We start from the raw sequence: 25,792 nt of genomic DNA on the forward strand, positions 1-25,792 counted from the left end.
GCTGACAGGGCATCACACCGGGCCGGGATGTCGTTCGCCCGTCCCACGCCCCGACGTGCGTGAATCACTCCATGCGCGTCTCAACCGCCCCGGTCGCCGCCATCCGCAGCGGTGTACGCCATGTCGCCGTGTATGTGCGCAGCGCCCCGGGCACGTACATCTGGCTGGCGCTCCTCTTCGTCACCACGGTCCTCCTGGGCCGTATGTCGCCCGAATTCGAGGCGGACTTCCTGCGGCAGCGCTCGACCAACATCCACGAACTGTCCACCAATCCGATCAGAGTGCTGATCTCCAGCGCTCTATGGATCGACGGGGGCGGCTGGCTCTCGTACGCCGTCCTCTACACCGTCTTCCACGCCCAGGCCGAACGCTGGCTCGGCACCCTCCGCTGGCTGACGGTCGCCGTCACGGCCCACGTCCTGGCCACCTACATCAGCGAGGGCGCGCTGCTCTGGGCGATCCGGCACGACCTCGCCCCCGATTCCGCCGTCAACACACTCGATGTGGGCGTGAGTTACGCCCTCGCGGGCGTGGTCGCCGTACTCACGTACCGCATCGCCTCGCCCTGGCGGTACGTGTATCTGGCGGGTGTCCTCGCCGTCTACACGCCCCCGCTCTTCGCCGGCCGCACCTTCACCGACCTCGGCCACTTCACCTCGGTGCTGATCGGGCTGGCGTGCTATCCGCTGGTATGGGGGCGGGGAGCGCCGTGGAATCCGGCGGACGCGGTCAGGCGGGTGCGGAGCCGGGTGGCGGCTCGCGGAGAAAAACGTTCAATGTGAAATAGTGCTTCGATAAGACGGTTTGAGGCGCTCGGGTGCAGCCGGAACGTCCCTCGCTATTCGCCGGACGGAGTGGAACCGGGGCGTATACGGACGGCGAACAGCCCCACCCGGTCGAACGGATGGGGCTGTTCTGGCCGACGGGAGAGCGGTTCCCGTCGGCCGGTGTGTGGAAGATCGGAACCGGTGTGCGGAAGATCAGAAATCGTGTACCTGCTCCCGCTTCGGGTTTTCGCCCCACTTGTTCACTCCCGGCTCGCCGTCGGTGGCCAGGAAGACGATCAGGATGATGGCGCCCACGAGCGGCACCACGACGATCAGGAGCCACCAGCCCGAACGGCCGACGTCGTGCAGACGGCGGACGGCTACGGCGAGGCCGGGGATGAGAACGGCGAGGGAGTAGACGAACGAGATGACGGAGCCGAGGTCGCCCGCCCTGTCGATGATGTTCAGCACGATGCCGATGACCATGTTGAACAGGAAGAACATCCAGTATTCCTGACGGCGTGCCCGCCCGCTGAATACCGCGTACTTCTTCAGAACGTCCACGTACCAATGCATGTGTCCCCCCAAAGGACGTGATGGGTTTCATCCTCATAGATCAAGCCAGGGGCAGAACTTATGCTTCTTGAAGTGTTCCGGTCAAGCCGATCGGTCTGTCAAGGTCAAGCTGCCATAAGAGGGAAATCGATACCTCTTGTGATCTTCTCCAGCTGTTCACATTCGGCCATCGGTCCTCCGGGTCCGGCCCCTCGCTCGGCCCTCGGCTCGGCCCCGCGCCCGGATTCCTGAAGGCTGCCCGCGGACGGCCGCGCGCGAACTACCTCTCCCGGATCGTCTCCGTCCGATCGTGAAGCGCTCCCGGCCTCCCGACGCGATCACGCCCGAAATGCGGGAAATGCCCTTCAGTGTTGGGATGGGTGGCAGTGCGCGACCGCAGCACCACTGCTCAGCCGGAGCCGCCCAGTGGGCTGCCCGGCCGTTCCAGAAGGAGACATTCTTGGCCACGCTCACTGCCTGGAAGTTCCCCACACCCGAGGGCGCCGCCCAGGTCGAGGACACTCTGAAGGCGCTGCAGAAGCAGGACCTCATCCACATCCACGACGCCGCCGTCGTGACCTGGCCGTCCGGCCGTAAGCAGCCGAAGACCAAGCAGCTGCACAACCTCACCGCCGTGGGCGCCCTGTCAGGAACCTTCTGGGGGATGCTCTTCGGGCTGATCTTCTTCGTGCCGCTGCTCGGTGCGGCGATCGGTGCCGCGGCCGGTGCCATCAGCGGATCCCTCTCGGACGTCGGCATCGACGACGACTTCATCGCGAGTGTCCGCAAGGAGGTGGAGCCGGGCACCTCCGCGCTCTTCCTGCTCACCACGGACGTGGTGATGGACCGGGTTCACGACGCGTTCCCGGACGGGACCGCCGAGCTGATCAGCAGCAACCTCTCCAAGGACGACGAGGCCAAGCTGCGCGAGATGTTCGAAGCCTGAGCCGCCTGAGCCGCCTGAGCGGACCGAGTCGGCGCAGCCGGCTCAACTGACTAAGCGTCGTGGCGAGACGACGCCTGGCCCGGTCTCCCGACGAGGAGGCCGGGCCGTTCCGCGTACCGGCGTGAACCGGAAGCGCGGGTCTCAGTCGGTCTGGACCGGGGTCCCGGCCTCGTGGGGCCGCCTGATGGACGGTACGGCCGCCCCGCCCCCGTACCCGTGCTCGTACTGGCGCGACTGGATCAGGAACATCCGCCGGAACGTGCCGACGCCCCCGCCCGCGGCCTTGCCCGTGCTCCCACCCGCGTGCGCGCCCCCGTCTCCGTCCTCGCCTGCGTGCGCGTCCCCGCCCCCGTCCCCGTCCTCGTCCGCGTCGTCCCGCATCAGTTCGTCGAACGAGCCGTGCTCGATGACGCGGCCCTTCTCCAGTACGTAGATCTCGTCGGCGTGCCGGACGCTGTGCAGCCGGTGCGTGATCAGGATGACGGTCTGCCCCTCGGCCGCGAGGCTGCGGATCTGGTCGAAGATCCGCTGCTCGGCCTCGGCGTCCAGCGCGCTGGTGGGCTCGTCCACGATGAGGATCCGCGCGTCGCGGTGGCGGGCGCGGGCGATGCCCAGGCGCTGCCACTGGCCGCCCGAGATCTGGTGGCCGCCCTTGTAGCCGCGCGCGAGGAGGGTGTCCCAGCCGTGCGGGAGCGAGCCGATCGTCTCGTCCGCGCCGGCGTACTCGGCCGCCGCGTCCAGCAGCGGTTCGTCGTGTGGAGCGTCGGCGCGGCCGATGGCGACATTGATACGGGCGGTGAACGGCCAGCGGTAGAAGTCCTGCGCCACGACGGCGATCCGGTCGAACAGCTCGGCCCGGTCCGCCTCGGCCGCGTCCACGCCGTCCCAGAGGATCCGGCCTGAGTCGGGTCCGTACAGACCGCAGAGCAGTTTGGCGAGCGTGGACTTGCCGCTGCCGTTGTTGCCGACGAGCGCGATGATCCGGCCCGTCGGGATGGTGATGTCCACACGGTCGAGTGCGGGCTCGCCGCTCTCTCCGGGGTAGGTGAAGGTGACGTTCTCGAAGCGGATCGCGCGCAGGTCCTTCGGCAGCGGGACGCCCGTCTCGGGGATCAGACGGCGGTCCGCCTCCCGGCAGAGCCGGTCCAGGTCGGCGACGAACAGGCTCTCCTCGTACAGCAGGTTCAACTGGACGACGAGTCCCTCCAGATTGGCGGAGCCGGTGCGGATCGCGATGACGGCCGTGCCGGCGACGGCCAGATCCATCGCTCCCGTCCACAGCAGGAGACCGAGTGCGCCGTAGGTGGCGGCCGAGGCGAGTCCCGTCCAGCCGGAGGCGAGCAGTCCGGTACGGGCGGCGAGGGAGGCGAGCCGGGTCTGCTCACGCTCTCCCGTCTCGGCCATCGTACGGAAGTGCCGTAACAGGAACGGGCCGATGTTGTGGACCCGCACCTCCGGCGCGGCCTGAGTGTCGATCAGGAGCCGGCCGATGAGCTGGCCCGCGCGGGCGTGCTGGACCCAGGTGTGGAAGGAGATGTATCGGCGGCGGGCGATCGTCAGCGAACTCCACGCGCTCGGCAGCGTCATCAGCGCGAGCAGCGGCAGCAGGGCGGGATGCAGGATCGTCAGCACACCGGCCGCCGCGATCAGCGAGATGGCGGCGTTCACCACCGATGTACAGATCCGGATCATCCGCCGGGCCGACGCGGCGCCCCACTGCGCCGAGTCCATCAGCTTGTGGAACTCCTCGTCCTCCACCGCCTCCAGTTCGACCCGCGCCACCCGCTCCAGATACTGCTCGGTGGCCACGCGGGACACCTTGGGTTCCAGCCGTCCCGTCCCGGCGGTGGAGGCCGACCGCAGCAGCGCGCCGATCAGCGCGGTGATCGCCACGGCGATGAACGCGGGCGCGGCGGCGGCGAGACGTTCACCGGTCCCGCCCGTCCCCAGGATGTGGACGAGGACCTGGTTGACCGCGACCAGACCGACGGCCTGCGCGATACCGCCGCCGAACTCCGCGCCCGCCACCTGGCGCAGGGCGCGCGGGTCGGCGCGGTGGGCGAGCCCGATCGTGGAGGCGATCAGCCGGGGCGTCCGCGCGATCATGGCGCGGAGGTCCAGTTCGAGGAACGAGCCGTCGTGTTTGCTCCAGCCCATGTCGTAGCGGAGGGGGCCGCCGAACAGCAGCCGCTCGGACTCCGAGACCTCGCCGGGGTCCTCGCCGGGGTTCTGGCCGGGGTCCTGGCCGCTCCGGGGGTCTCGATCGCTTCCGGGCGCTCGGCCGTCCCCGGAGCCGTTGCCGTCTCCGTTGCCGGTGCCTTTGCCGTCCCTGGAGCCCTGATCGGCTCCGGACTCCTCGCCGGCTTCGGACTCCTGGCCGGTTTCGCGCTCCTCGCCTGTTCCGGGGTCCTGGCCGGTTCCGGTATCCGCCCCCTGAGCCTCCTCGGCACCTCTCGCCGCCTTGTCGCCTGTTCGATTCTCCGTGCTCTTTCCGCGCTCTGCCATACGAGCCACTCCGCCTCGGTAGTACGTGCGCCCGACGTTCCGCAGCATGTACAACGCTGCTGATCAGCGATCCGTAACGGTCGGAGAATCGCTCAAAAGTTTGGGTTTCCCGGTGGCTCGTGAGGGGGAGCGGGCGTGGCCGCCGTGATCCGTCGTTCGAATCAGCGGGGTGCGCGGCATCCGTGGGGAGCGCGCGCCATGGCCGAGCGCCTGACTCACGGCCCCGACCACGGCAATGGCAACGGCCGTGTCTACGGGCAGGGCGTACGCGCGCCTACGACGGCATGGGCGTACGCCGCAGCAGAAGCACCGCCACATCGTCGTATCCGGGATGCGTGAAAGTGTCCGAGACGAGAGTGTCGGCGAGTGCCTCCAGATCGGCCTTCCCGTAGGTTCCGTCGGCGCCCAGCATCTTCACCCACTGGCCGAAGACGGTGGCCACGGCGGCGACGGCTTCGTCGTACGGCCGGTCCGGGCGGTCCACCAGCCCGTCGGTGAAGAGCAGCAGCGCGGCACCCGGCTGGAGTTGGCCGTGGAAGACGGGATACCTGTCGTTCGCCGAGTATCCGAGCGGGAGCGCGCCGGGCACCGCCAGCTCGTGGACGGTGCCGTCGGGCTCGGCCTGGAGCGGGTTCGGATGTCCGGCCCGTACGATTTCGAGATGCCCGGCGCGCGGCGACACGTCGACGATGCAGCAGGTGGCGAAACGATCGGTGTCCAGTCCCCACAGGGTCTGATTGCCACGCGCCATCAGATGCTGGGCCCGGTAGCCGTCCGCGGCGTGCGCCCGCAGGGCGGTCCGCAGCTGTCCCATCACACCGGCGGCCTGCGCGCTGTGTCCCTGCACATCGCCGATGACGAACGACGCGCCACCGTCCTCGCGCGGCAGCATGTCGAACCAGTCGCCGCCGACCTGCATGCCCTCGGCGGACGGGAGATAGCGTGCGGCGATCTCGAAGCCGGGCAGCCGGGGGAGGGCACGCGGCATCATCAGATCCTGGAGGTCCGTCATCCGCCGCCGGAACAGATCGGAGAGGCGGGCGCGGGCCAGGGACTGGGCGAGGATGCCGGAGATGGCGGCGGTGATGATCTGGTCGTCGGAGCTGAACTCGCGGGGCTCCCGGTACGAGATGAGACAGGTGCCGACCGCGCCGTCCGCCGACGCCAGCGGCAGGAAAACGAACGCGTGATGATTCTCGGACGGCCGGACCCCCGGATCGGGGAAACACTTCAGATACTCGGCGCGTGAACCGAAGAAGAGCGGCTGGCCCTCCCGGAGGACCTCGGCCATCGGGTTGTCCTCCTCCGTGCCGATCAGCCGCAGCCGCGCCATCGTCTCGTCGGGGTAGCCGACCGCGCCCGCGAGCACGAGCCGTCCCTCGCGCTCGATGTGGATGGCCATCGCGGTCGCGCCCAGTTCGGGCAGGACGGTTCCGGTCATGGTGTCGAGGACGTCCTGTGTCGACAGCGCCGCGGTGAAGGCGTTGGTCACCTTGAGGACGAACTCCCTGCGGGCCTCGCGCCGGATCGTGCGCACTCGCTGGTCCGTGACGTCCCACACCACACCGATCATGACCAGGGGTTCGCCGTCGGGGGAGTACTCGACGGTGCCCCGCGCCTCCACCCAGTGAACGGAGCCGTCCTGCCACACGACCCGGTTGACGGTGTGTTGCTCCCCCGCCACCAGGCTCCTCTCGATCGCCTCCCGCATGAAGTCGCGGTCGTCGGGGTGCACGGCCTCGAAGAAGGTCTCGATCCGCGAGTCGAAACTCTCCGATTCGAGGCCGAACAGTTTGATCGTGCGTTCGTCCCAGACGACCGTGCCGGACGTGATGTCCCACTCGAAGGCCCCGATGTTCCCGCTGGACATGGCGAGTTCGAGGCGGGTCCGCCGGGACTGGCGGTTCCGCCGGCTCTGCCAGAACTCGATCGGGTTGGTTCCCGGCTTGGAGGAGCGCACGGGGGCGGTGGGGGCCGGGGTGCCGAACGGCTCGGGCAACTGCAGATGCTCCAGCCGGAGGGCGCACACATCGGCGAGCGTCCTGAGCGACTGCTCCTCGTCCGCGGAGAGCGGGTCGGTTCGGGCGTATCGAACGCCCAAGGCGCCGAGAGCGCGGTCGTCGATCAGCATCGGTACGACGATGTAGTCGATCGGGGCGTTGAGGAAATCCAGGTCGGGGAACCGCTTGTAGAGGTTCTCGGCCAGTCCGCGAACCGGCCGCCGTTCGCGTAGGGCGGTGGCGAGGGCCAGCGGGGAGTCCGGGGCGAGGGCGGGGACCCGCTCCATCATCTCCATCTTCGTGCCCGTGTACTCCGCGAGCCGGATCCATCCGTCGTCCTCGGCGACGTACACGACCCCGGCGTCCGCGCCGACGGCCGCCAGTGCCACGTCGAGGGCGGTGCTGAGCAGGCTGTCCAGGTCCGGGCAGGCCAGCAGCCGGGCCACGGCGTCCCGGACACTGATCCTGGGGGCGGTCCTGGGTTCGGTCCGGGGGTCGGTCGCGACGGTCGAAGCCGTCTCGCCGGCGACGGCGTCGTCGGCGGTCGCCGGTGTGGGCATGGTGCTTTCCACGGCGGGTCCGGAGGTCGCCGCGGGGTCTGTGCCGCTGACCGCCTGATCCGCGCCGCAGTCGCGCTCGCGGTCCTCCGCCGCCACCGCTCACCTCCTCGCCCACGTGCTCACCGGGGCGACGGTCCGGAACGACCGGGCCGCCGTGTCTCCTCGCGGGCGGCAGCTCCGGACCGGACAACAGCCCCGCAGGGGCGGCTCGCGCCCCGGTGGGCCCGCTCGTGAGCTGTCCTCACTGACCAGTCTCCTCCCAGTCTCCTCCCGACCGGCCTTTTCGCCGACCGGGAGCCGTCGGAGCGCGGGTCCGGACGGCCCGGAGCGCCGGGCCCGCGAGGTCTTGGCACTCCGCGTGGCACAAGCGGCGGCCGCGTGGCACAAGCGACGGCTGGAGGGAACTCCCTCACGCGCGCTATCCCACCCCTGATGGTAAAAATATTACAAAAAGGTTTTTTTGTGAGTTTCATTGCAATATAAGACTTTTGGCCCTCCTTTTGTGTGCGGGTAACCGGGACCCTGGAACCCGAGGAGGACAGAGACCGGACGTGGAAGCGCCGTGAAGGCCGTGAAGGGAAAACGCGCGCACCGCGCGGTGCGCGATGCGCTGACACCCCCAGCGGCATCCCCGCCACGCACTCCGTCCCGAGTCCTTCCGAACCGCGCCCGCCTCAGTCCGCCCACCGGCGGCACGGCTGGACCCTCTCAAGAGGAGGTTACGGAATCCGTGCACACAGCAAACAGGGCATCTGACACGGCACCCCAGAGCACACCCGACCCGGTGACCGCCTTCGACGGCGCGACCATCGCGTCTCTCGTCGGGGACGCCGTCCTGGCCCCTTCCCTGCACAACGCACAGCCTTGGACATTCCGCTTCGACCCCAGGACGCGGACGTTCCGGATACGCGCCGATCTGACGCGCCAGCTCCCGGAGACCGACCCCGACCGAAGGGCCCTCCACCTCAGCTGTGCCGCCGCCGTCTTCAATCTGCGGGTCGCCGTCGTGCACGCGGGCTGGGAACCGGTCACCCGGCTGCTCCCCGACCCCTCGGACCCCGCGCTCATGGCGGAGATGGAGATCACCGGGCCTCGTGAGACGTACGACGAACTCGCCGAGCTCTACCCCGCCCTCCACCGCAGACACAGCAGCCGTGCCCCCTTCCGCGAGGAGCGGATCGAGGAACCGCTGCTCGACGTGCTGCGGCGGGCCGCGCTCCTCGAAGGCGCCCGGCTCGCCTTCCCCGACGAGTTCCACCGGCAGACCGTGGTCGACCTCGCCGGCGAGGCGGGTTTCCGCGACTTCCAGGACGCCGGGCACCGGGATGAGGCGGCCCACTGGACCGGTGAGCGCCCGCGCGAAGGGGAGGAGCCGCGCGGCGACGGCATCCCCGCGTACGCCTTCGGCCCGCGTCCGCGCGGCGGTGACGCCCTCGTACGGGACTTCGGTGCCACGCAAGACGATGCCACGCGCGAAACGGCCGTCTTCGAACACTCCCCGCAGCTCGCCCTTCTCGGCACCGCTCACGACCGGCCGGTGGACTGGCTCCGGGCCGGGCAGGCGATGGAACGCGTCCTCCTCGAAGCCACCCTCGACGGGCTCGCCACCTCGGTCGCCTCGCAGGCCCTGGAGTGGAGCGACCTGCGCTGGGCGGTACGCGATCCCGCGTCGGCGATGGGCCATGTGCATATGGTGATCCGGCTGGGATACGGCCCGGCGGGGCCGATGACCCGTCGCCGGTCGGTGGCCGACGTGCTGTCGATCGACTCCTTCGAGGAGTGACGGCACCCGCCACCGGAACGCGCCACCCCGTCGGCCCGCGCGACCCCACCGGGCCGCGAGGGGCCGTGTGCCCCCCCGCCGGACCACGGCCCCACCGGACCCCGGCCGCACAGTCGCGCCCGCACCCCACCGAACCGCGCCACACCGTAGGACCGCGGCACCGCACCGAACCGCGGCCGCTCAGCCGTGCTCGCACCCCATCCGCGGCGGAGCCGCGCTCGCCCTCCCGCTCTCTGTCACTTCGCGTCGGCGTAGCACTCCACCACCGCCGTCGTGAACGGAAACCGCACCGGCGTCTCCCCGAAGGCGATCCGTCCCGCCCGTTCCCCCGCCTCCCGGATCGCCTTCACCACCGTCTCCGCCTCCTCCGCCGGGCAGTGCACGATCACCTCGTCGTGCTGGAAGAAGACCAGCTCGGCCCGCATCCCCGCAGTCGCCTGTCGGAGCGCGGCGAGCAGCAGCAGCGCCCAGTCCGCTGCGCTGCCCTGCACGACGAAATTACGGGTGAACCGGCCGCGCGCCCGTGCGTCCGACGACGCGTACCCCGGAGTGAACCCGCCCGCCGCCGTATCACCGTCCGCCGTACGACCCTCCATCGCGCCACCGTCCGCCGGTGCGGGCCCCTCCTCCTGGGGGATGCCCGCCTCACCGTCGCCGTCCTCCGCCCCGGCGGCCCGTGGACTGGTGCGCCCCAGCCAGGTGCGTACGAGACGGCCTTCCTCGCCCGCCCGCGCCGCCTCGTCCACATACGCGACCGCGGCGGGGAACCTGCGCCGCAGCGCCGCCAGGTTCTTGAGGCCGTCACCCGAGGTCTGGCCGTAGACCGCGCCGAGCAGCGCCAGCTTGGCGTGCTCACGGTCGCCGGAGAAGGCCCGGTCGGACAGGACGGTGTACAGATCGCCCTCATGACCGGCCACCTCCATCAGACCGGGATCGCGGGAGATGGCGGCCAGCACCCGCGGCTCCATCTGGTCGGCGTCGGCGACCACCAGCCGCCAGCCCTCGTCGGCCACGACCGCGCGCCGGATCACCTTCGGTATCTGAAGGGCCCCGCCGCCGTTGGTGGTCCAGCGGCCCGAGACGGTACCGCCCGGCAGATAACCGGGACGGAAGCGCCCGTCCCGCACCCAGTCCTGGAGCCAGCTCCAGCCGTGCGCGACCCAGATCCGGTACAGCTTCTTGTACTGGATCAACGGCTTGACCGCCGGATGGTCGATCTCCTCCAGCTCCCAGCGCCGCGTCGACCGCACCCGGATCCCGGCTCCCGCGAACGCCTTCAGCACATCCGCGGGCAGATCCGGCCGCACCCGCCGCCCGAACGCCGCCGACACCTCGTCCGCCAGCTCCGCCAGCCGCCGTGGCTCGCCCCCGCCCGCATACCGCTCTCCCAGCAGCTCGTGCAGCACCTGCCGGTGGACATCCGCACGCCAGGGCAGCCCCGCGCGGTTCATCTCCGAGGCCACCAGCATCCCCGCCGACTCCGCGGCCGTCAGCAGCCGCATCCGCGCGGGGTGCTCGGCGGCCTCGTGCCGACGCAGCTGCTCCCCGTACACCTCCAGCAGCGACTCCAGCGGAACGGGCACGGGCTGCGGCTCGAACAGCGACGACTGCGATCCGGGCTCGGCAGCCCGCGGCGGAGGGTCGGGCGGCACCGGCCCCCGCCGCAGACGGGCCAGCGCCGCCGCGGCCGACCGGGGCTCCCCGAGCCGCCCTTCGTGCCCGAGCAGCAGCGACTCGGCGTCCTCGATGTCGTAACACCGCTCGACCCGGACACCGGCCGCCAGCAGCCGGGGATAGACCTCGGAGGTGGACCGCCACACCCACCGCTCCACATCCGGCCGCGACCGGACCGCCTCGACCAGATCGGGCTCCTCCCGCACGGGCCCGGCGGGCATCCCGTCGGAGCCGAGGGGGACGAGCCGCGCCCCGTCGCCCTCCGCCGCCGCCAGAGCCCACCGTCCACTCATGTCCCTGAGTGTGGCACCCAGGTCTGACAGCGGCCCTGACCTGCCACGATCCGGGTGTCGGGGCACGCGCCGATCACGGAGGCCACACCCCCGGAGCCCACACCCGTGGAGCCGACTCCGGAGCTGACCCGGTCGCCCAGTGGACCAGGGTGGCCCGGTCGCCCGCTGGGCCGGGTATTTGGTCCAGCGGTCCGGCCCGGCGAATCCGGCGGTCCCGGATGCCCGGTCCGGCGTGCCGGGCACCCGGTCCGGGCACCCGCACCCGGCCTCCCGCACCCGCACCCGCCTTCGGCCTCCCGCCTCCGGCCTCCGGCCTCCCGCCTCCGGCTTCCACTCAGTTCAGCTCGCGGATCACCCGTGCCGGATTCCCCACCGCCAGCACCCCCGCCGGCAGATCCTTGGTCACCACCGCCCCCGCGCCCACCACCGTGTTCTCGCCGATCGTCACCCCGGGGCAGACGATCACCCCGCCACCCAGCCAGACGTTGTCCCCGATGGTGATCGGCTCGCCCTTCTCCCACCCCGCGCGGCGACGCTCACTGTCGAGTTCATGGGTCGGCGTCAGCAGCTGCACATTCGGCCCGATCTGGACGTCCGAGCCGATCCTGATGGGCGCGGCGTCGGCGAAGACGGCGTTGAAGTTGACGAAGACCCGGTCGCCGATCGAGATCTGGGAGCCGTAGTCGCACTGGAACGGCGGCCGGATCCGTACCGCCTCACCCACCGCTCCCAGCAGCTCGGCCAGAATCGCCGCCCGCTCCTCGATGGGCGCGCCGCCGTTCCCGTTGTAGGCGGCGCACAGTTCGAAGCGGCGGACGGTGTCCGCCGCCAGTTCGGGATCATCCGGGATGTACCACTTGCCGGCCAGCATCCGGTCCTTCTGTTCGCCCACTCCGCAGCCCTCCCGCGTCCCGTCACTCGCATCAGCCTCTCTAGGATCATCTCCAACCGACCGGCGAAGCCAGGGCGAAGGGGGAACACGGGCATGGGGACGAGGGCTCTTGCGAGAGGTCTGATGCGGGGCGCTGTCCCGGTGGCGCTGGCCGTCGGAGTGCTCGGCGGCCTGCTGAGCGGCTGCTCCTCGGAGACCGAGCCGGAGCCGGACAAGGCGGCCTCCGCCGGGCAGACCGGGGGCGGGGAGGGGAGCGGGACCCCGAAGGCCGGAGACACGGCCGGCACCCCGGAGGCGAAGAACGCGGCCGAGCCTCCCGCCGCCGCGAAGGGCGGCTCCGTCGGTGGCAAGGGCACCCCCTGTGAGCTGCCCGTCACCTTCGACCTCGCCGCGGATTGGCGACCGGAAGCGGTCAAGGCCCAGGGCGAAGCGGCGCTGCCCGCCATGGGGCCGGTCCGCCTCGTCTGCGAGATCGACGCCAAACCGGCCGGGAACATCGGCTTCCTCCGCGTCTGGACGGGCGGCGCGAAGGGCGACGACCCGCGCAAGGCGCTCGAAGCCTTCCTCACCGCGTACGTCGAGTCCTCCGAGGACGTCGTCTACACCGGCGCCAAGGCGGGCGAGTACCAGGCCGCCGAGGTGACGTACGTCGAGAAGAACGAACTCCTCGACGAGAAGAAGAGGGCGCGGGCACTCGCCTTCACCACCCCGAAGGGGATCGTCCTCTTCGATCTCGGCGGCCTGGACTCCGCCGAGCACGATCAGATGCTTCCCGCGTACGCGCTGGCGAAGAAGTCCGTACGAGCGGTGTGAGCCCGGACGCCGACAGCCCGGAGGACGTCAGCCCGGACGCCGACAGCTCGGAGGACGTCAGCTCGGACGCCGACAGCTCGGACGCCGGCAGCACGGATGCCGACGGCCTGAACGCCGACAGCCCGAGGACGCCAGCCCCGGCGGAGCCGTGCGGACGGTTTGCGGCCACCCACGGACGAAAGCGATACCGACCCACCTGGGATGATCGGGCGAGGAGGTGACCCGATGACCACGGTGGACGACGCGCTGGCCGGTGCCTTGTACGTGGACGGCGACGCCTCCCTCGACGCCGCCGCGTCGCTGCTCGCCGCCCATCCCGGCGCGGACGCCGAACTCGATCGGCGCGGTGAGGAGTACCTCCGGCGGGCATGGGAGCGCGGCTGGCAGCCGGCCGACGTCGCCCGTCTCGTACGGCGGGACCTGGACCCCCACCATGTGCGCCTGGTCTCCGGCCTGATCCTGGCCGAGACGCGGCGGTACGAGGGGCTCCCGCCGCGCTGGTCGGCCCAGCTCGCCGAACTGGAGGCGCGGGCGGAGCCGGAGGCATCGAGGGGAACGGTCGCGTCCGGTCGGCGGGGGGACCGCTTCTCCCATGCCTCGGCCGTGCTGGAGCTGTACCGCGTACTGATCCGCCTCCCGGCGATCGAGCCGGTGGGCCCCGTGCCGGGCACGCCCTTCGCCGACGCGCCGGTGCACGAGCCCCGGACGCTGACCCGGATACGCGCCCTGCTCGCCAAGGCGGAGGCCACGGACTTCCCGGAAGAGGCCGAGGCCCTGACCGCCAAGGCCCAGGAGCTGGCGGCCCGCCACAGCCTGGACGAGTCGGCCCTCGCGGCACGGGCGGACCGTACCGCGTCGGCGGGCTCCGCCGTGCCCGCCGCCTGCCGTATCGGTGTCGACCCGCCGTACGAGACGTCGAAGGCGATCCTTCTCGACGCCGTCGCCTCCGCGAACCACTGCCGGGCCGTCTGGAACGAGAGCTTCGGCTTCTCGACCGTCGTCGGCTTCGCCCCCGACCTCGAGGCGGTCGAACTGCTCTACACCTCCCTGCTCGTCCAGGGCACGGCCGCCATGACCCGCGCCGAGGCGACCCAGCGCGCGGGTGGACGCAGGCGTACGAAGACCTTCCGCCAGTCCTTCCTGCTCTCCTACGCGGCCCGCCTGGGCGAACGCCTCACGGCGGCGGCGCGGACCGTCGCCGCCCCCGCCGATCTACTGCCCGTGCTCGCGACCAGGGAGATCGCCGTCACCTCGCGTACGGAGGAACTGTTCCCGCGTACCACCTCGACCCGCGTCCGGGGCGCGGGCGACGAGGCCGGCTGGGTGGAGGGGCGGGCGGCGGCGGACAGCGCCAGGGTCTCCGGGGACCGGCGCGCCGTGAACGCCCGGCCCGCGCGCCGGGAACGAGGCAGGGAACGAGGCAGGGAACGAGGAGGGCCGGCCGCGGACCACCGCTGATCCGCGTGTCGGCGTCCGCGACCGTCACTCCTTCTCGGCCGCCGGTGAGCGGTGCCGAGGCCGCCGAGACCGCACTGATGCGCGGGCGGATCCCCTCTGTGGCGGCCCCCCGCCCTCATACCGTCACGGAGTCCAGCGCGATCGTGCGGAACATCGCCGGCTCCTCGCCGGGCGTCAGGGCCGTGGGGCCGTAGATCCAGTCCATGAAGGCGTAGTCGTCGGTCCGGCGGGCGCGGAGCACGGCGTTGCGCTGCTCCCGTTTGATGCCGACGTGGTGCCACAGGTCACCCCAGGAGCGGGCGGTGAGGACCACCCGGCGGCAGTGCTCGGGGCGTACGGCCTCGTAGGCGGCCAGGGCCGTGTCCCAGTCGACGCCGGATCCGGTACCGGAGCGCCGGGGCCGCTGCGCGGCCACGTGCTCGGCGAGTACCCAGCCGTCCTCGATCGCCATCACAGCGCCCTGGGCCATGTACTGGAGGGGCGGATGGGCGGCGTCGCCGAGGAGGGCGATACGGCCGGTCACCCACTTCATGAGGGGGTCGCGGTCGAACATCCGCCACCACCGGTCCCGCCACATCAGCGGCAGCCCCCGCTGGACCTGGTCGCATGTGCCCTCGAAGGCGCGGTCGAGTTCGTCCGGGGTGCCCCAGTCGTCCTGGCCGGCGAGGGCCTTCGGCGACCGGAACACCGCGACCTGGTTGAGCATCGTGCCGCCGCGCAGCGGGTACCGGACGAAGTGGCAGTGCGGGCCGACGTACAGGACGACATCCCCCTCGGGTACGTCGTCCTCGTGTACCTCCTCGATGGGGACCGCGCCGCGATACGCGACGTAGGCCGAGTTCACGGGCTCGTCGTCGATGAGCAGTGCCCGTGCGACCGAGTGGAGCCCGTCCGCGGCGAGGACGACCTCGGCCTCGTCGTGGCGGCCGTCGGCCAGGGTGACGCGCGCGCCGCCCGGCAGGTTCTCGTATGCCACCGCCCGTGCCCCGGTGACCAGTTCCACGCCCGCCCGGCGGCAGGCGCGCAGCAGGACGCCGTGCAGGTCGCTGCGGTGCATCACCAGGTAGGGGAAGCCGTAACGGCGTTCCAGGTCCTTGAGGTCCACGCGGGTCAGGGTGCTTCCGTCCAGCGCGTCCTTCATCAGCATCTGCTCGGGGAGGACGCCGAGCCGGGCGGCCTCGTCCAGGAGTCCGTACGCGTGCAGGATCCGGGTGCAGTTCGGGGCGAGTTGCAGGCCCGCCCCGACCTCGCCGAACTCCGGTGCCTGCTCGTAGAGGCGGACGCGAAGGCCCTGCCGGGTGAGTGCCAGCGCGGCCGAGAGACCGCCGATCCCGCCGCCGATCACCAGGACGTCCGGACGGGGTGCGGCGGTGGCCGTGGCTGTGGTGTTCATGTCGTCGTCTCTGGTGTCCATGTCGTTTCTCTTCCGCTGTCCCTCGGCCTGTCCCGGCCTGTCGTCCGGGCTTCCTCCCGGCGCCGGCGCCGTACTCGTCGGGTCACAGCCACGGCGGCAGCCGCTCGGCCGGCAGACCGTCGGCCGTCGTCACCCCGGTGTACGGGCGGCCCGCCAGATACGCGGTGATCTCCGCGTCGTCGCCGTGGACGGTTGGCACGCCGTCGCCCCGCCTGGCGCGGATGTCGTCGCGGAGTGCGGTACGGAACTCCTCGGGCAGGTCGGCGAACCGGACACCGGTGCCGAGGTCGACGGCGTGCACCATGACCTCCCTCGCCCGCAGCCACGGCACCTCGGCGGCGGGCACGGTCCGCTGCTGGGCGGTGACCACCTCCGTCCGCCAGTGCGCCTCGGACAGGTCGGCCATCGCCTGGGCCAGCGCCGTGGCGGACTCCTCGAACCGGGCGGTCAGCAGGTCGGCGGGCAACCGCGCGCCCGACGCGATGTCCGCCAGCCGCTCCTCCGGCGAGCCGTACATCGGGGTGGGTTCGCCGGTGCGGGCCCAGCGCACCAGGTTGTGCAGGCCGCGGGCGTTGCCCGCCAGATGGGCCACGACATGCTTGCGGCTCCAGCCGGGCAGCGACGAGGGAGCCTCGTACGAGGTCTCGTCGAGGCCCGCCAGCGCCTCGCGGCACAGGTCCGTGCCTACGGCCGTCCAGGCCAGGGCCTGCCGGAGGGTTCTCGTCCCGGTCCTCATCGGGCCCCCTCGGCCACGACGCGGTTCTCCAGGCGGCCCAGCCCCTCGATCTCGGTGACCACGATGTCGCCCGGCCGGAGATACAGCTGCGGGTCCCTGGCGTGGCCCACACCGCCCGGGGTGCCGGTGGCGATGACGTCGCCGGGGTCGAGCCGGATCACGGTCGAGACGTAGCGGATGAGGTCGACCGGGTCGAAGAGCAGGTCGGCGGTGTTGTCCTGCTGCACGACCTGCCCGTTGACCTCGCAGCGGATGCCCAGCGCGGGGCGTGCGCCACCCACCTCGTCGGGGGTGACGAGGAAGGGGCCGAGCGGTGTGGTGGAGTCCCAGTTCTTGCCCTGGAGCCATTCACGGGTGCGGAACTGCCAGTCCCGGCAGGTGATGTCGTTGAGGACGGTGAAGCCCGCGATGGCGGCCTCGGCCCGGGTCTCGTCGGCGCGGCGGACCGGGCGGCCCACGACCACGGCGAGTTCGGCCTCCCAGTCGAACTGCTCCGTCTCCACCGGACGCCGGATGTCGTCGGCGGCGCCGATGAGCGTATCGGCGAACTTCGCGAAGAGCGTGGGGTGTTCCGGCAGGTCCCGGCCCATCTCCGTGATGTGCTGACGGTAGTTCAGTCCCACACAGACGATCTTGCCCGGCCGGGGGACCAGCGGGGCGAGATCGGTACCGGTGGCCGGGTACCGGCGTCCGTCTGCCGTCGCCGCGGTCTCAAGACCGCCCGGCGAGGCCAGTACGGCGCCCACGTCCGGCTGCCCCAGATCGACCAGGGAGTCGTCCTCGACGCGTACGGCCCTGGTGGCGCCGTCGCCGAGACGGAGGGTGGCGAGTTTCATGCGGGGGTCTCCTCGGTCAGGGTGCGGAAGAGTCGGAGTCGGGTGAAGATCGGGGCGTCGCTGAACTGGAACAGGTCCAGCGCGCCGGAGTCGGAGTCGGACGGCGAGGCGTCGGACCGGATCGACAGCGGCTGCCAGGACGGGACGACGAACAGGTCGCCGCGCCCCACCGACCAGGAGAAGTCGCCCACCGTGACCCGGCCGGAGCCGTCGAACACCTGGTAGACGGAGGAGCCCGTCTCCCGGCGCGGAGCCGTCTCGGTGCCGCTGCGGACGCGGTGGAACTGGGCGCGGATGGTCGGCAGGACGTCTTCGGCGGTCGCGGGGTCGGTGTAGCGCACCAGGGCGTGACCGGGCTCGACCGTACCGGGGTGACCGCGCCGCTCCAGTTCCAGCTGTCCGGCCAGCGCGGCGTCCGTGTCCTCCCAGCGGTAGCGCAGCAGCGGGGTGCCGGCGCCCCCCGCCCGGCGCTCGAACTGCGACACGGGTACGAGTCCCGGGTGACCCCACAGGAGTTCCGCGCGTGAGCGGTCGGGTGCCGTACGTTCCTCCGCCGACAGCGCGTCCCGTCCGAAGTCGAAGAACTGTGCCTCGATGTCGTACTGGAAGGGAATGTCCAGGCCGTCGATCCAGGCCATCGGCCGGTCGGCCGCGTTGTGGTGCGCGTGCCAGTTCAGCCCGGCCTGCGGCAGGAAGTCGCCGCGCCGCATCGGCACCGGATCGCCCTCCACCACCGTCCACACGCCCTCGCCCTCCACGACGAACCGGAAGGCGTTCTGGCTGTGCCGGTGCTCGGGCGCGTCCTCGCCGGGCATCAGGTACTGGATGGCCGCCCACAGCGTGGGGGTGGCGTACGGGCGGCCGCCCAGGCTCGGGTTGGCCAGCGCTATCGCCCGCCGCTCGCCGCCCCGGCCGACCGGCACCAGATCACCGGAGCGGCCCGCCAGATCGAGCAGCGTCCGCCACTCCCATCGGTGCGGTCGCGCCTTCGACATGGGGTGGCCGGGCATCAGATCCCCGATCCGGGTCCACAGCGGCACCAGCAGGGCCTTCTCGAAACCGCGGTAGAGATCCTCCAGCTCGGGGCTGACCGGTGGCTGGTCCGGCCCCTCCCGGGCGGTCAGGGAGACGGGGGAGACCACGTCGTCGTGTGTGCTCATACGGCGACGATGACGCAGATTCTCTGATCTGAGATAGTGGATTCTGGCTTGCAGAATTATGGGGGTAGTAGGAAGGGGCCGGTGTGCCTGTGCCATCCAAGCCGGTGAGGAATCCGCCGGCGTACGGCATCGCCAGCGTGGACCACGCCCTGCGACTGGCGGCGATCCTTCAGGTCGAGGGAGCGCTCACGGTGGCCGAGGCCGCCCGCAGGCTCGGTGTGGCCCGCTCCAGCGCCCACCGGCTGCTGTCCACCCTGGTCTACCGTGACTTCGCCGCGCAGAACGCGGACCGCAGCTATCGGGCCGGGCCCGTCCTGGAACTGGCCGGCACGGCGCGATCGGACGTCTCGGCCCTGCGCGCCGCCTCGCTCGACCCGCTGCGCGCCCTCGTCGACACCCTCGGCGAGACCGCGAATCTGAGCATCCGGACCGTCCGGACCGTCCGGTTCATCGCCTCGGTCGAATGCGACCGGGCGCTGCGGGTCGGCAGCCGCGAGGGCATGGTCTTCCCCGCGCACCAGGTCAGCGGCGGGCTCGTGATGCTCGCCGCGCTCACCGACGAGGCGCTGGGCGATCTGTACGCGAACGGGGTGTCCGACGGGGCCGAGGAGCTCCCCGACCTCATGGAGCTGCGGGCCACGCTCAGGGCCGTCCGGAAGTCGGGCATCGCCATCAACCTCGGGCGCTCCGAACAGGGCCTCGTCGCCGTCGGGCATGCCGTGACGGACGGGAGCGGGGCCACCGTCGCCGCCGTGTCCGTCTCCCTGCCGAGCGTGCGGTACTCGGCGGCCCGGATGCGGGAGATCGTGCCCGCGCTGGCGAGGGCCGCGGAGAGGATCTCCGAGGGAGCGGCACCTGCCCGCCCGTCTCGGTGAAGCCCCGCGCCCACTTCAGCGAGGCCCCCGTGCCCGTCTCGGTGAAGCCCCGCGCCCGCTTCAGCGAAGCCTCTGCGACCGCCTCAGTGAAGCACCGACCCCGCCTCCTCCACCGTCCGGCGCAGCACCTCGCTGATCCGGCGGAGGTCGGTCCGGTTCATCCGGCTGACCGGGACGGACACATTGAACGCCATCCGCAGGGCGCCGCCCTGCGCCGGGAGGGCGGCGGCGACCGAGGCGACGCCCTCCTCGCTCTCCTCGCTGCTGGTGGCGTACCCGAGCCTGCGCACCATCTCCACCTCGCTCTCCAGCTCGGAGCGGTGCCGGATGGAGTTGGGGGTCAGGCCCTCGAGTTCCTCCTCGGGGTACAGCCGGCGCAGCTCCTCCAGCGACAGCTGGGACAGCATCGACTTGCCGGTGGAGGTGCAGTGCGCGGGCATGGACCGGCCCAGGCGGGAGGCGACGCGTACCGCGCGGGGGCTCTCGATCGAGTCGATGAAGCGCACCGTGGTGCCTTCCAGGACGCCCAGGTGGACCGTCTCCGACAGCTCGGTGTTGAGCTGGTCCAGATAGGGGTGGAGGGCCTCGCGCACATCGAAGCGCTGGAGGATGGAGAGGGCCACGCCGGTCAGCGCCGCGCCGGGCACATACGCCTTCCCCCGCTCGGCCTGGCGGATGAAGCCCCGGTAATGAAGCATCGCCAGCAGCCGGTGCGCGGTGGAGGTGGCCACTCCCAGGTAGCTCGCGACATCGGTCAGCCGCAGCTCGCTGCGCTCCCCGAGGAGCAGCAGGATCTTGAGGGCGTTGTCCACCGACTCGATCGGGTACTGGGGCTCCGGACCGCTGACGGGTGCCGCCTTCGGCAGCGCCCTCGGTGCCCCCTCCGATGCCGCCTCCGGTACCGCCTCCTCCTCGTGTTTCTTCATAGCAGAAGGCTACGCCACCGGGAGGGGGCCTCAACCCCCTTTCGTTGACGCCCCGAGGAGTATTTGTTCTACTAGGCAGAGTCAGTATCTGCTGAAAAGAAATTAGCCGGAAAGGTCGCCATGACCGACCACGCCGAGATGTTCGACGACGTACGCCAGGGGATGATCCCCGCGTACATCTACAACGACGAAGCGGTCTTCGAACTGGAGAAGGAGCGGCTGTTCAGCCGGGCCTGGATGTTCGTGGGCCATGAGTCCGAGATACCGCAGCCGGGCGACTACGTCGTGCGGCGCGTGCTGGAGGACTCGTTCATCGTGACGCGGGACGAGAAGGGCGAGATCCACGCCCACTTCAACATGTGTCTGCACCGCGGTATGCAGGTGTGCCGGGCGGAGATGGGCAACGCCTCGCACTTCCGCTGCCCGTACCACGGTTGGTCCTACCGCAACGACGGCCGGATCGTGGGCCTGCCCTTCCACCAGGAGGCGTACGGCGGCGAGGCGGGTTTCCGGCGCAAGGGGCAGCGGCTGCTGCCCGCCCCGAGCCTCGACACCTACAACGGCCTGATCTTCATCAGCCTGGACCCCGCCGCCCCGCCCCTGCGCGACTTCCTGGGCGACTTCGCCTTCTACCTGGACTACTACACCCGGCAGAGCCCCAGCGGCATCGAGCTGCGCGGCCCCCAGCGGTGGCGGGTCAAGGCGAACTGGAAGATCGGTGCCGAGAACTTCGCCGGGGACATGTACCACACCCCCCAGACCCACACCAGCGTCGTGGAGATCGGGCTGTTCCGGGAGCCGAAGGCCGAGAAGCGCAAGGACGGCTGCACCTACTGGGCGGGCAACGGCGGCGGTACGACGTACAAACTGCCACCGGGAACGCTGGAGGACCGGCTGCGCTACGTCGGCTACCCCGACGAGATGATCGAGCGGATGAAGACCTCCTGGTCGGCCGACCAGCTCAGGGTGATCGGCGACGACGGCTTCATGATCTCGGCCGCCTCCGTGTTCCCCAATCTCAGCCTGGTGCACAACTGGCCCCGCGTGGCCGACAGCGAGGACGTCCTGCCGTTCATCTCCATCCGGCAGTGGCAGCCCGTCAGTGAGGACGAGACCGAGGTCCTGTCCTGGTTCGCGGTCGACGCCGAGGCCCCGCAGGAGTTCAAGGACCTGTCCTACAAGGCGTATCTGATGTGCTTCGGCTCGACGGGCATGTTCGAGCAGGACGACGTGGAGAACTGGGTCTCGCTGACCAACACCGCGGCCGGCTCGATGGCCCGCAGGCTCCTGCTCAACAGCCGTATGGGCGTCCTCGAGGACGGCACCGAGGTGGTTCCCGCGCTGACACCCGAGCAGTTCGCCGGGCCGGGAGTCGCCCGCACCGGATACGGCGAGTACAACCAGCGCGAGCTGCTCAACCGGTGGGCCGACCACCTGAGCGAACCGGCCGAGGCGGCGGCGGCCGTCGCGGTCGGGGGCCCCGCCCCCGCGCCGGCCGGGCCCGACAGTCACCCGGTCGCCAAGGAGGCATGACGATGACGACCACGCAGTCAAGAACGTACCGGGACACCACCCCCGCCGCCGCGCACGCGGACACCCACTCCGCCCGGTCCGTCCTGGGCGCCGGGGCGTCCCGTCTCCAGCGCACCGGCCGCACGATCCCCTTCGGGGACGCCCGCCATCTGCTGGCCCACCAGTGGCTGGTCGACGAGGCGTACACCCTCGACGCGCAGGACTACGAGGAGTGGCTCGGGCTGCTCACCGACGACATCCACTACCTGATGCCCGTCCGGGTGACCACCGCGCTGGGCTCGGGCTTCGACACGGCGCCCGGCATGGCGCACTTCGACGAGGACAAGTACTCGCTGTCGCGGCGGGTGGCGCGGTTCCGGACCGAGCACGCCTGGACCGAGGACCCGCCGTCCCGGCTGCGCCACCATGTGACCAACGTGCGCACCTTCGCCACCGACGACGAGGACCATCTCGTCGTGGACTCCGGGATACTGCTCTACCGCAGCCGGGGCGATGTCCGGGAGGCCGCCCAGGTCTCCGCCGGCCGTGAGGATCTGCTGCGGCGCACCGCCGACGGCTGGCAGCTGGCCCGCCGGACCATCCTCGTGGACGACTCCGTGATCCGGATGCAGAATCTGGCGATCTTCCTATGAGGCTGCACTGGAGCGGCGAAGAGGAGGACGCGCGCGCCGCGCGGCGGGCGGCGGCCCAGCGGGCCGAGCTGGTGGCCCGCACCACCGGCGAATCCCTCACCCTCGGCAACGAGTTCTCCGAGGTCAGGGTGAGCCTGGTCGAGACCCGCAACGGATCCCGGCTGCTGATCGAGTCCACCCGCTCCGGACAGTGGGTCGCCCTGTGCCCGCTGGAACTGGAGGCCATCACCTGGCAGAACACGGCCACGTTCTCGGCGATGATCGGCACCCCCTTCGGGCCGATGGTGACGGAGACGGAGGAGGCGCCGTGAGCGGCTGGGTCGAGGGCAAACGCGCCCTCGTCGTCGGCGCCGGCTCGGGGATCGGCCGTGCCGTCGTGGACGCGTTCCGCGCCGAGGGCGCCCGGGTCGCGGCGCTGGAACTCGACCCGGCCAAATGCCGGGCCCTGCGCGAGGCCGCGCCCGATGTGCCGGTCACCGAGGGCGACGCCACCACGCGGGACGCCAATGAGCGGGCGGTGGCCCGAGCGGTCTCGGAGTTCGGAGGACTGGACGTCCTCATCAACTGCGTCGGCGTCTTCGACTACTACCAGGGCGTGACGGAACTCGACGCGGAGATCATCGACACGGCGTTCACCGAGATGTTCGCCGTCAACGTCAAGACCCATCTGCACTCCGTCAAGGCCGCCCTGCCCGCCCTGCGGGCCTCCCGGGGATCGGTGATCCTCACCGAGTCGACCTCCGGCTACTTCCCCGGCCGGGGCGGCGTCCTGTACGTGGCGTCGAAGTTCGCCGTACGCGGACTGGTCACCGCCCTCGCCCATGAACTCGCCCCCGACATCAGGGTCAACGGCGTCGCACCGGGCGGCACCCTCAACACCGACCTGCGCGGCCTGGACAGCCTCGGCCTGGGCGCCCGCAGCCTCGGTGACACACCCGGCCGCGCCGGGGAACTGGCCGACCGGGTCCCCCTCAAGGTGGCCCTCTCCGGCACCGATCACGCCTGGAGCTATGTGTTCCTCGCCTCCGACCGGGCCCGCGGCATCACCGGCGGAGCCGTCCATCCGGACGGCGGCATCGGCGTCAAGTCCTGAACCCCCTCACCACCCCAGCACGGAAAGGAGCCGGATCATGCCTGTACTCAAAGCGGACTACGGCATGTGCCAGGGATACGCGAACTGCGTGGTCGCGGCCCCCGACACCTACGACATCGACGACGACGGCGTGGTCGTCCTGCTCAAGGACACGGTCGACGCACAGGACCTGCCCCGGATCCGGGAGGCGGCACGAAGCTGCCCGGTGTCGGTGCTGACGATCGAGGACGCATGAGCGGCACCGTGGTCGTCGTCGGAGCCTCGGTGGCCGGTGTCCGCGCCGCCCAGGCGCTGCGCGGCGAAGGGTACGAAGGACAGATCGTCCTCGTCGGAGCCGAGCCCGAACTGCCCTACGACAAGCCCCCGCTGACCAAGCAACTGCTCTCCGGCACCTGGGACACCGACCGGATCACCCTGCTCACGGAGTCCGAGGCGGCGACCCTCGGCATCCGGCTCAGGCTCGGGGTCGCCGCCCGGCGCCTCGACCCGGAGAACCGCCGGGTCCTGCTCGCCGACGGCAGCAGCCTCGACTACGACACCTGCCTCATCGCCACAGGCGCCGCCGCCAGGCCATCGCCCTGGCCGGTCGCCTCCGGTGTGCACGTCGTGCGGGGTCTCGGCGACAGCCGCGCCCTGCGCGCCGAACTGCGGCGCGGTGGCCCGGTGGTGGTCGTGGGGGCCGGCTTCATCGGCGCCGAGGTGGCCTCCACCGCGCTCCGGTACGGATGCGCCGTCACCCTCGTCGACCCCCAGCCGATCCCCATGAGCCGCCTCCTCGGCCCGGGGGTGGGCCGCTACTTCAACGAGCTGCATTCGCGCCATGGGGTCACCACCCGATTCGGAACCGGCGTACGGGCCGTCCACGGCGAGGCCGGCGACCTGCGTGTGGAGCTGACCGACGGCGCCACCCTCGCTGCGGCGACCGTGGTCGTCGGCATCGGCGCCGTACCGAACGACGGATGGCTGGCCTCCTCCGGACTGGCGCTGGACGACGGGGTGGTCTGCGACCAGTACGGCCGTGCGGGCGGCAGACCGGACGTCTTCGCCGCCGGGGACGTGGCCCGGTGGTTCAGCCCGCGACACCAGGAGCACATACGGGTGGAGCACTGGACCAGCGCCGTCGACCAGGCCGTCTGCGCCGCCCACAACATCACCCACCCCGATTCCCCGCGCACCGACTCCGCCCCGGAGTACGTCTGGAGCGACCAGTACGACTGGAAGATCCAGATCGTGGGCGCCCCGGCACGGGCGGTGGGGCACCACCTGATCGGCACGCTGTCCGGCGCCGACGCCCGGGGTGCCGCGATCTACCACGACACGGCCGGTGACCTGTGCGGCGCGGTGACCGTCAACTGGCCCCGCGCCCTGGTCGAATGCCGCCGCCTCGCCGCCGTCGGCACGCGCGCGGAAGTCGCCCTGGACCGCCTGCGCGCACTCGCGGCCGGAACCGCGTCCGCGGCCGGATCCGCGTCCGCGGCCGGGTCCACGTCCGCCGCCGGAACCGCGTCCGCCGCCGTGAGCGGGTCCGTCCCCGGAGCGACATCCGCCACCGGTACCGCCTCCCCCGCCGGTACCGCCTCCCCCGCCGGAGCGGTGACATGACCCCCCGGCCCCACGCCGAGCTGCGGCGGCTGGTCTCCGACGCGTGCCGGGTGCTCGCCGTGCGAGGACTCGCGGACGGCATCCTGGGCCATGTCAGCCTCCGTGTCGGCGGCGACGCGCTGCTCGTCCGCTGCCGCGGCCCGCGGGAACGCGGCCTGCTCCATACGACGCCGGACGACATCCACCTCGTGGATCTGGAGGGCGCACCGGCCGGACCCGGGGAGCTGGACGGCGGATGGGCTCCGCCGAACGAGCTTCCCCTGCACACCGAGGTCCTGCGTCGGCGGCCCGATGTCGAGGCGGTGGTGCACGTCCACCCCCCGGCCGTCGTCGCCGCCGACCTCGCCGGTCTGGCCATCCGCCCGATCGTCGGGGCGTACGACATTCCGGGCACCCGGACGGCTCTGCTGGGGGTGCCGGTCTACCCCCGCGGGGTGCTGGTCCGGGACCGCCGGCTCGCCGGGGAGATGACCGAGGCGCTGGGGGACCGGCCCGCCGTGATCCTGCGCGCCCACGGTCTCACCAGCACCGGCGCCAGTGTGCAGGAGGCCGTGCTGCGGGCCGTCTCCATCGACGGCATCGCGCGGCTCTCCCTGGACATCGTCAAGGCCGGCGGCACCCTGACCGATCTCCCGGGGGACGATCTGGCCGAACTGCCCGACCTGGGAGACACCTTCAACCTGGCGACGGCCTGGCGGCACGAGATCAGCCGCTGCCCGTCCGCCCCACACCCATAAGG

23 protein-coding genes are annotated in these 25,792 nt (G+C 71.3%); 13 read left to right on the forward strand and 10 right to left on the reverse strand.

Translation table 11 applies throughout. The features are described from left to right. Positions 1-71 precede the first annotated feature (71 nt). Complete coding sequence (locus tag ACWEFL_RS17105; protein WP_451712817.1) at positions 72-782, forward strand: rhomboid-like protein; 711 nt, start codon at positions 72-74, stop codon at positions 780-782. 198 nt (positions 783-980) lie between these two features. Here the strand turns inward: ACWEFL_RS17105 and ACWEFL_RS17110 are convergent, their stop codons facing one another. Beyond that, a complete protein-coding gene (locus tag ACWEFL_RS17110; RefSeq protein WP_451712819.1) occupies positions 981-1,343 on the reverse strand; it encodes a DUF805 domain-containing protein in 363 nt (120 codons plus the stop codon). Positions 1,344-1,782: 439 nt separating this feature from the next. Between ACWEFL_RS17110 and ACWEFL_RS17115 the strand changes: the two genes are divergently transcribed. Then, a complete protein-coding gene (locus ACWEFL_RS17115; protein WP_451712822.1) occupies positions 1,783-2,268 on the forward strand; it encodes a DUF1269 domain-containing protein in 486 nt (161 codons plus the stop codon). Positions 2,269-2,409: 141 nt separating this feature from the next. Here the strand turns inward: ACWEFL_RS17115 and ACWEFL_RS17120 are convergent, their stop codons facing one another. Both ACWEFL_RS17120 and ACWEFL_RS17125 read right to left on the reverse strand, forming a co-directional pair. Continuing rightward, entirely contained in the window at positions 2,410-4,425 is a 2,016-nt protein-coding gene (locus tag ACWEFL_RS17120) for an ABC transporter ATP-binding protein (RefSeq protein WP_451713036.1), read from the reverse strand. Between the two features lie 622 nt (positions 4,426-5,047). Then, the gene (locus ACWEFL_RS17125; RefSeq protein WP_451712824.1) at positions 5,048-7,429 is read right to left on the reverse strand and encodes a SpoIIE family protein phosphatase; all 2,382 of its coding nucleotides are present in this window, start codon (positions 7,427-7,429) and stop codon (positions 5,048-5,050) included. 634 nt (positions 7,430-8,063) lie between these two features. On the opposite strand from ACWEFL_RS17125, the gene ACWEFL_RS17130 reads away from it, so the two are divergent. Next, entirely contained in the window at positions 8,064-9,116 is a 1,053-nt protein-coding gene (locus ACWEFL_RS17130; protein ID WP_451712826.1) for an Acg family FMN-binding oxidoreductase, read from the forward strand. 236 nt (positions 9,117-9,352) lie between these two features. Here the strand turns inward: ACWEFL_RS17130 and ACWEFL_RS17135 are convergent, their stop codons facing one another. Beyond that, positions 9,353-11,083 carry a bifunctional 3'-5' exonuclease/DNA polymerase gene (locus ACWEFL_RS17135; RefSeq protein WP_451712829.1) on the reverse strand — a complete coding sequence of 577 codons (1,731 nt, stop codon included), beginning with the start codon at positions 11,081-11,083 and terminating at the stop codon, positions 9,353-9,355. A 334-nt stretch (positions 11,084-11,417) separates the two neighbouring features. After that, a complete protein-coding gene (locus ACWEFL_RS17140) occupies positions 11,418-11,975 on the reverse strand; it encodes a sugar O-acetyltransferase (protein ID WP_451712831.1) in 558 nt (185 codons plus the stop codon). A gap of 123 nt (positions 11,976-12,098) precedes the next feature. Between ACWEFL_RS17140 and ACWEFL_RS17145 the strand changes: the two genes are divergently transcribed. Both ACWEFL_RS17145 and ACWEFL_RS17150 read left to right on the forward strand, forming a co-directional pair. Next, positions 12,099-12,788 carry a lipoprotein gene (locus ACWEFL_RS17145; RefSeq protein ID WP_451712833.1) on the forward strand — a complete coding sequence of 230 codons (690 nt, stop codon included), beginning with the start codon at positions 12,099-12,101 and terminating at the stop codon, positions 12,786-12,788. 225 nt (positions 12,789-13,013) lie between these two features. Next, positions 13,014-14,246: a DUF2786 domain-containing protein gene (locus ACWEFL_RS17150; protein ID WP_451712837.1), complete on the forward strand. Its 1,233-nt coding sequence runs from the start codon at positions 13,014-13,016 to the stop codon at positions 14,244-14,246. Between the two features lie 115 nt (positions 14,247-14,361). On the opposite strand, the gene ACWEFL_RS17155 is transcribed toward ACWEFL_RS17150, so the two are convergent. The 4 genes from ACWEFL_RS17155 to ACWEFL_RS17170 form a co-directional block, all read right to left on the reverse strand. Beyond that, positions 14,362-15,639: an FAD-dependent oxidoreductase gene (locus ACWEFL_RS17155; protein ID WP_451713038.1), complete on the reverse strand. Its 1,278-nt coding sequence runs from the start codon at positions 15,637-15,639 to the stop codon at positions 14,362-14,364. Positions 15,640-15,742: 103 nt separating this feature from the next. Then, the gene (locus ACWEFL_RS17160) at positions 15,743-16,396 is read right to left on the reverse strand and encodes a maleylpyruvate isomerase N-terminal domain-containing protein (protein WP_451712840.1); all 654 of its coding nucleotides are present in this window, start codon (positions 16,394-16,396) and stop codon (positions 15,743-15,745) included. Then, the gene (locus tag ACWEFL_RS17165; protein WP_451712842.1) at positions 16,393-17,232 is read right to left on the reverse strand and encodes a fumarylacetoacetate hydrolase family protein; all 840 of its coding nucleotides are present in this window, start codon (positions 17,230-17,232) and stop codon (positions 16,393-16,395) included. The genes ACWEFL_RS17160 and ACWEFL_RS17165 overlap by 4 nt, the downstream gene beginning before the upstream one ends. Next, a complete protein-coding gene (locus ACWEFL_RS17170) occupies positions 17,229-18,392 on the reverse strand; it encodes a cupin domain-containing protein (protein ID WP_451712844.1) in 1,164 nt (387 codons plus the stop codon). The genes ACWEFL_RS17165 and ACWEFL_RS17170 overlap by 4 nt, the downstream gene beginning before the upstream one ends. An 83-nt stretch (positions 18,393-18,475) precedes the next feature. Here ACWEFL_RS17170 and ACWEFL_RS17175 point away from each other — a divergent pair, with 83 nt between their 5' ends. Then, positions 18,476-19,267, forward strand: a complete 792-nt coding sequence (locus tag ACWEFL_RS17175; RefSeq protein ID WP_451712847.1) for an IclR family transcriptional regulator — start codon at positions 18,476-18,478, stop codon at positions 19,265-19,267. A gap of 83 nt (positions 19,268-19,350) precedes the next feature. Here ACWEFL_RS17175 and ACWEFL_RS17180 read toward each other — a convergent pair whose 3' ends face one another. Then, entirely contained in the window at positions 19,351-20,193 is an 843-nt protein-coding gene (locus ACWEFL_RS17180; protein ID WP_451712850.1) for an IclR family transcriptional regulator, read from the reverse strand. Between the two features lie 120 nt (positions 20,194-20,313). Here ACWEFL_RS17180 and ACWEFL_RS17185 point away from each other — a divergent pair, with 120 nt between their 5' ends. The 7 genes from ACWEFL_RS17185 to ACWEFL_RS17215 are packed head-to-tail and all read left to right on the forward strand — an operon-like array spanning position 20,314 to position 25,790. After that, entirely contained in the window at positions 20,314-21,726 is a 1,413-nt protein-coding gene (locus ACWEFL_RS17185) for a Rieske 2Fe-2S domain-containing protein (RefSeq protein ID WP_451712852.1), read from the forward strand. 2 nt (positions 21,727-21,728) lie between these two features. After that, positions 21,729-22,358, forward strand: a complete 630-nt coding sequence (locus ACWEFL_RS17190; protein ID WP_451712854.1) for a 3-phenylpropionate/cinnamic acid dioxygenase subunit beta — start codon at positions 21,729-21,731, stop codon at positions 22,356-22,358. Next, positions 22,355-22,669 (forward strand): hypothetical protein, encoded by a 315-nt coding sequence (locus ACWEFL_RS17195; RefSeq protein ID WP_451712856.1) that lies wholly within the window; start codon positions 22,355-22,357, stop codon positions 22,667-22,669. The genes ACWEFL_RS17190 and ACWEFL_RS17195 overlap by 4 nt, the downstream gene beginning before the upstream one ends. After that, on the forward strand, positions 22,666-23,451 hold the full coding sequence (gene hcaB / locus ACWEFL_RS17200; protein ID WP_451712857.1) for a 3-(cis-5,6-dihydroxycyclohexa-1,3-dien-1-yl)propanoate dehydrogenase: 786 nt from the start codon (positions 22,666-22,668) through the stop codon (positions 23,449-23,451). The genes ACWEFL_RS17195 and hcaB overlap by 4 nt, the downstream gene beginning before the upstream one ends. Positions 23,452-23,488: 37 nt before the next feature. Further along, entirely contained in the window at positions 23,489-23,686 is a 198-nt protein-coding gene (locus ACWEFL_RS17205) for a ferredoxin (RefSeq protein ID WP_451712859.1), read from the forward strand. Continuing rightward, positions 23,683-25,053, forward strand: coding sequence for an NAD(P)/FAD-dependent oxidoreductase (locus tag ACWEFL_RS17210; RefSeq protein ID WP_451712862.1), 1,371 nt, complete (start codon positions 23,683-23,685; stop codon positions 25,051-25,053). Before ACWEFL_RS17205 ends, ACWEFL_RS17210 begins: the two co-directional genes overlap by 4 nt. Continuing rightward, positions 25,050-25,790, forward strand: coding sequence for a class II aldolase/adducin family protein (locus ACWEFL_RS17215; RefSeq protein ID WP_451712864.1), 741 nt, complete (start codon positions 25,050-25,052; stop codon positions 25,788-25,790). The genes ACWEFL_RS17210 and ACWEFL_RS17215 overlap by 4 nt, the downstream gene beginning before the upstream one ends. Positions 25,791-25,792: the final 2 nt, after the last annotated feature.

The organism is Streptomyces sp. NPDC004838 (genome assembly GCF_053600955.1).

Excerpts from the sequence above, each read along its gene's own strand:
- ACWEFL_RS17205 (WP_451712859.1), top strand. The coding sequence starts at position 23,489 with ATGCCTGTACTCAAAGCGGACTACGGCATGTGCCAGGGATACGCGAAC.
- ACWEFL_RS17160 (WP_451712840.1), bottom strand. The coding sequence starts at position 16,396 with ATGAGGACCGGGACGAGAACCCTCCGGCAGGCCCTGGCCTGGACGGCC.
- ACWEFL_RS17120 (WP_451713036.1), bottom strand. The coding sequence starts at position 4,425 with ATGGGCTGGAGCAAACACGACGGCTCGTTCCTCGAACTGGACCTCCGC.
- ACWEFL_RS17110 (WP_451712819.1), bottom strand. The coding sequence starts at position 1,343 with ATGCATTGGTACGTGGACGTTCTGAAGAAGTACGCGGTATTCAGCGGG.
- ACWEFL_RS17180 (WP_451712850.1), bottom strand. The coding sequence starts at position 20,193 with ATGAAGAAACACGAGGAGGAGGCGGTACCGGAGGCGGCATCGGAGGGG.
- ACWEFL_RS17210 (WP_451712862.1), top strand. The coding sequence starts at position 23,683 with ATGAGCGGCACCGTGGTCGTCGTCGGAGCCTCGGTGGCCGGTGTCCGC.
- ACWEFL_RS17145 (WP_451712833.1), top strand. The coding sequence starts at position 12,099 with ATGCGGGGCGCTGTCCCGGTGGCGCTGGCCGTCGGAGTGCTCGGCGGC.
- ACWEFL_RS17190 (WP_451712854.1), top strand. The coding sequence starts at position 21,729 with ATGACGACCACGCAGTCAAGAACGTACCGGGACACCACCCCCGCCGCC.
- ACWEFL_RS17135 (WP_451712829.1), bottom strand. The coding sequence starts at position 11,083 with ATGAGTGGACGGTGGGCTCTGGCGGCGGCGGAGGGCGACGGGGCGCGG.
- ACWEFL_RS17185 (WP_451712852.1), top strand. The coding sequence starts at position 20,314 with ATGACCGACCACGCCGAGATGTTCGACGACGTACGCCAGGGGATGATC.
- ACWEFL_RS17165 (WP_451712842.1), bottom strand. The coding sequence starts at position 17,232 with ATGAAACTCGCCACCCTCCGTCTCGGCGACGGCGCCACCAGGGCCGTA.
- ACWEFL_RS17195 (WP_451712856.1), top strand. The coding sequence starts at position 22,355 with ATGAGGCTGCACTGGAGCGGCGAAGAGGAGGACGCGCGCGCCGCGCGG.
- ACWEFL_RS17155 (WP_451713038.1), bottom strand. The coding sequence starts at position 15,639 with ATGAACACCACAGCCACGGCCACCGCCGCACCCCGTCCGGACGTCCTG.
- ACWEFL_RS17215 (WP_451712864.1), top strand. The coding sequence starts at position 25,050 with ATGACCCCCCGGCCCCACGCCGAGCTGCGGCGGCTGGTCTCCGACGCG.
- ACWEFL_RS17170 (WP_451712844.1), bottom strand. The coding sequence starts at position 18,392 with ATGAGCACACACGACGACGTGGTCTCCCCCGTCTCCCTGACCGCCCGG.
- ACWEFL_RS17105 (WP_451712817.1), top strand. The coding sequence starts at position 72 with ATGCGCGTCTCAACCGCCCCGGTCGCCGCCATCCGCAGCGGTGTACGC.
- ACWEFL_RS17150 (WP_451712837.1), top strand. The coding sequence starts at position 13,014 with ATGACCACGGTGGACGACGCGCTGGCCGGTGCCTTGTACGTGGACGGC.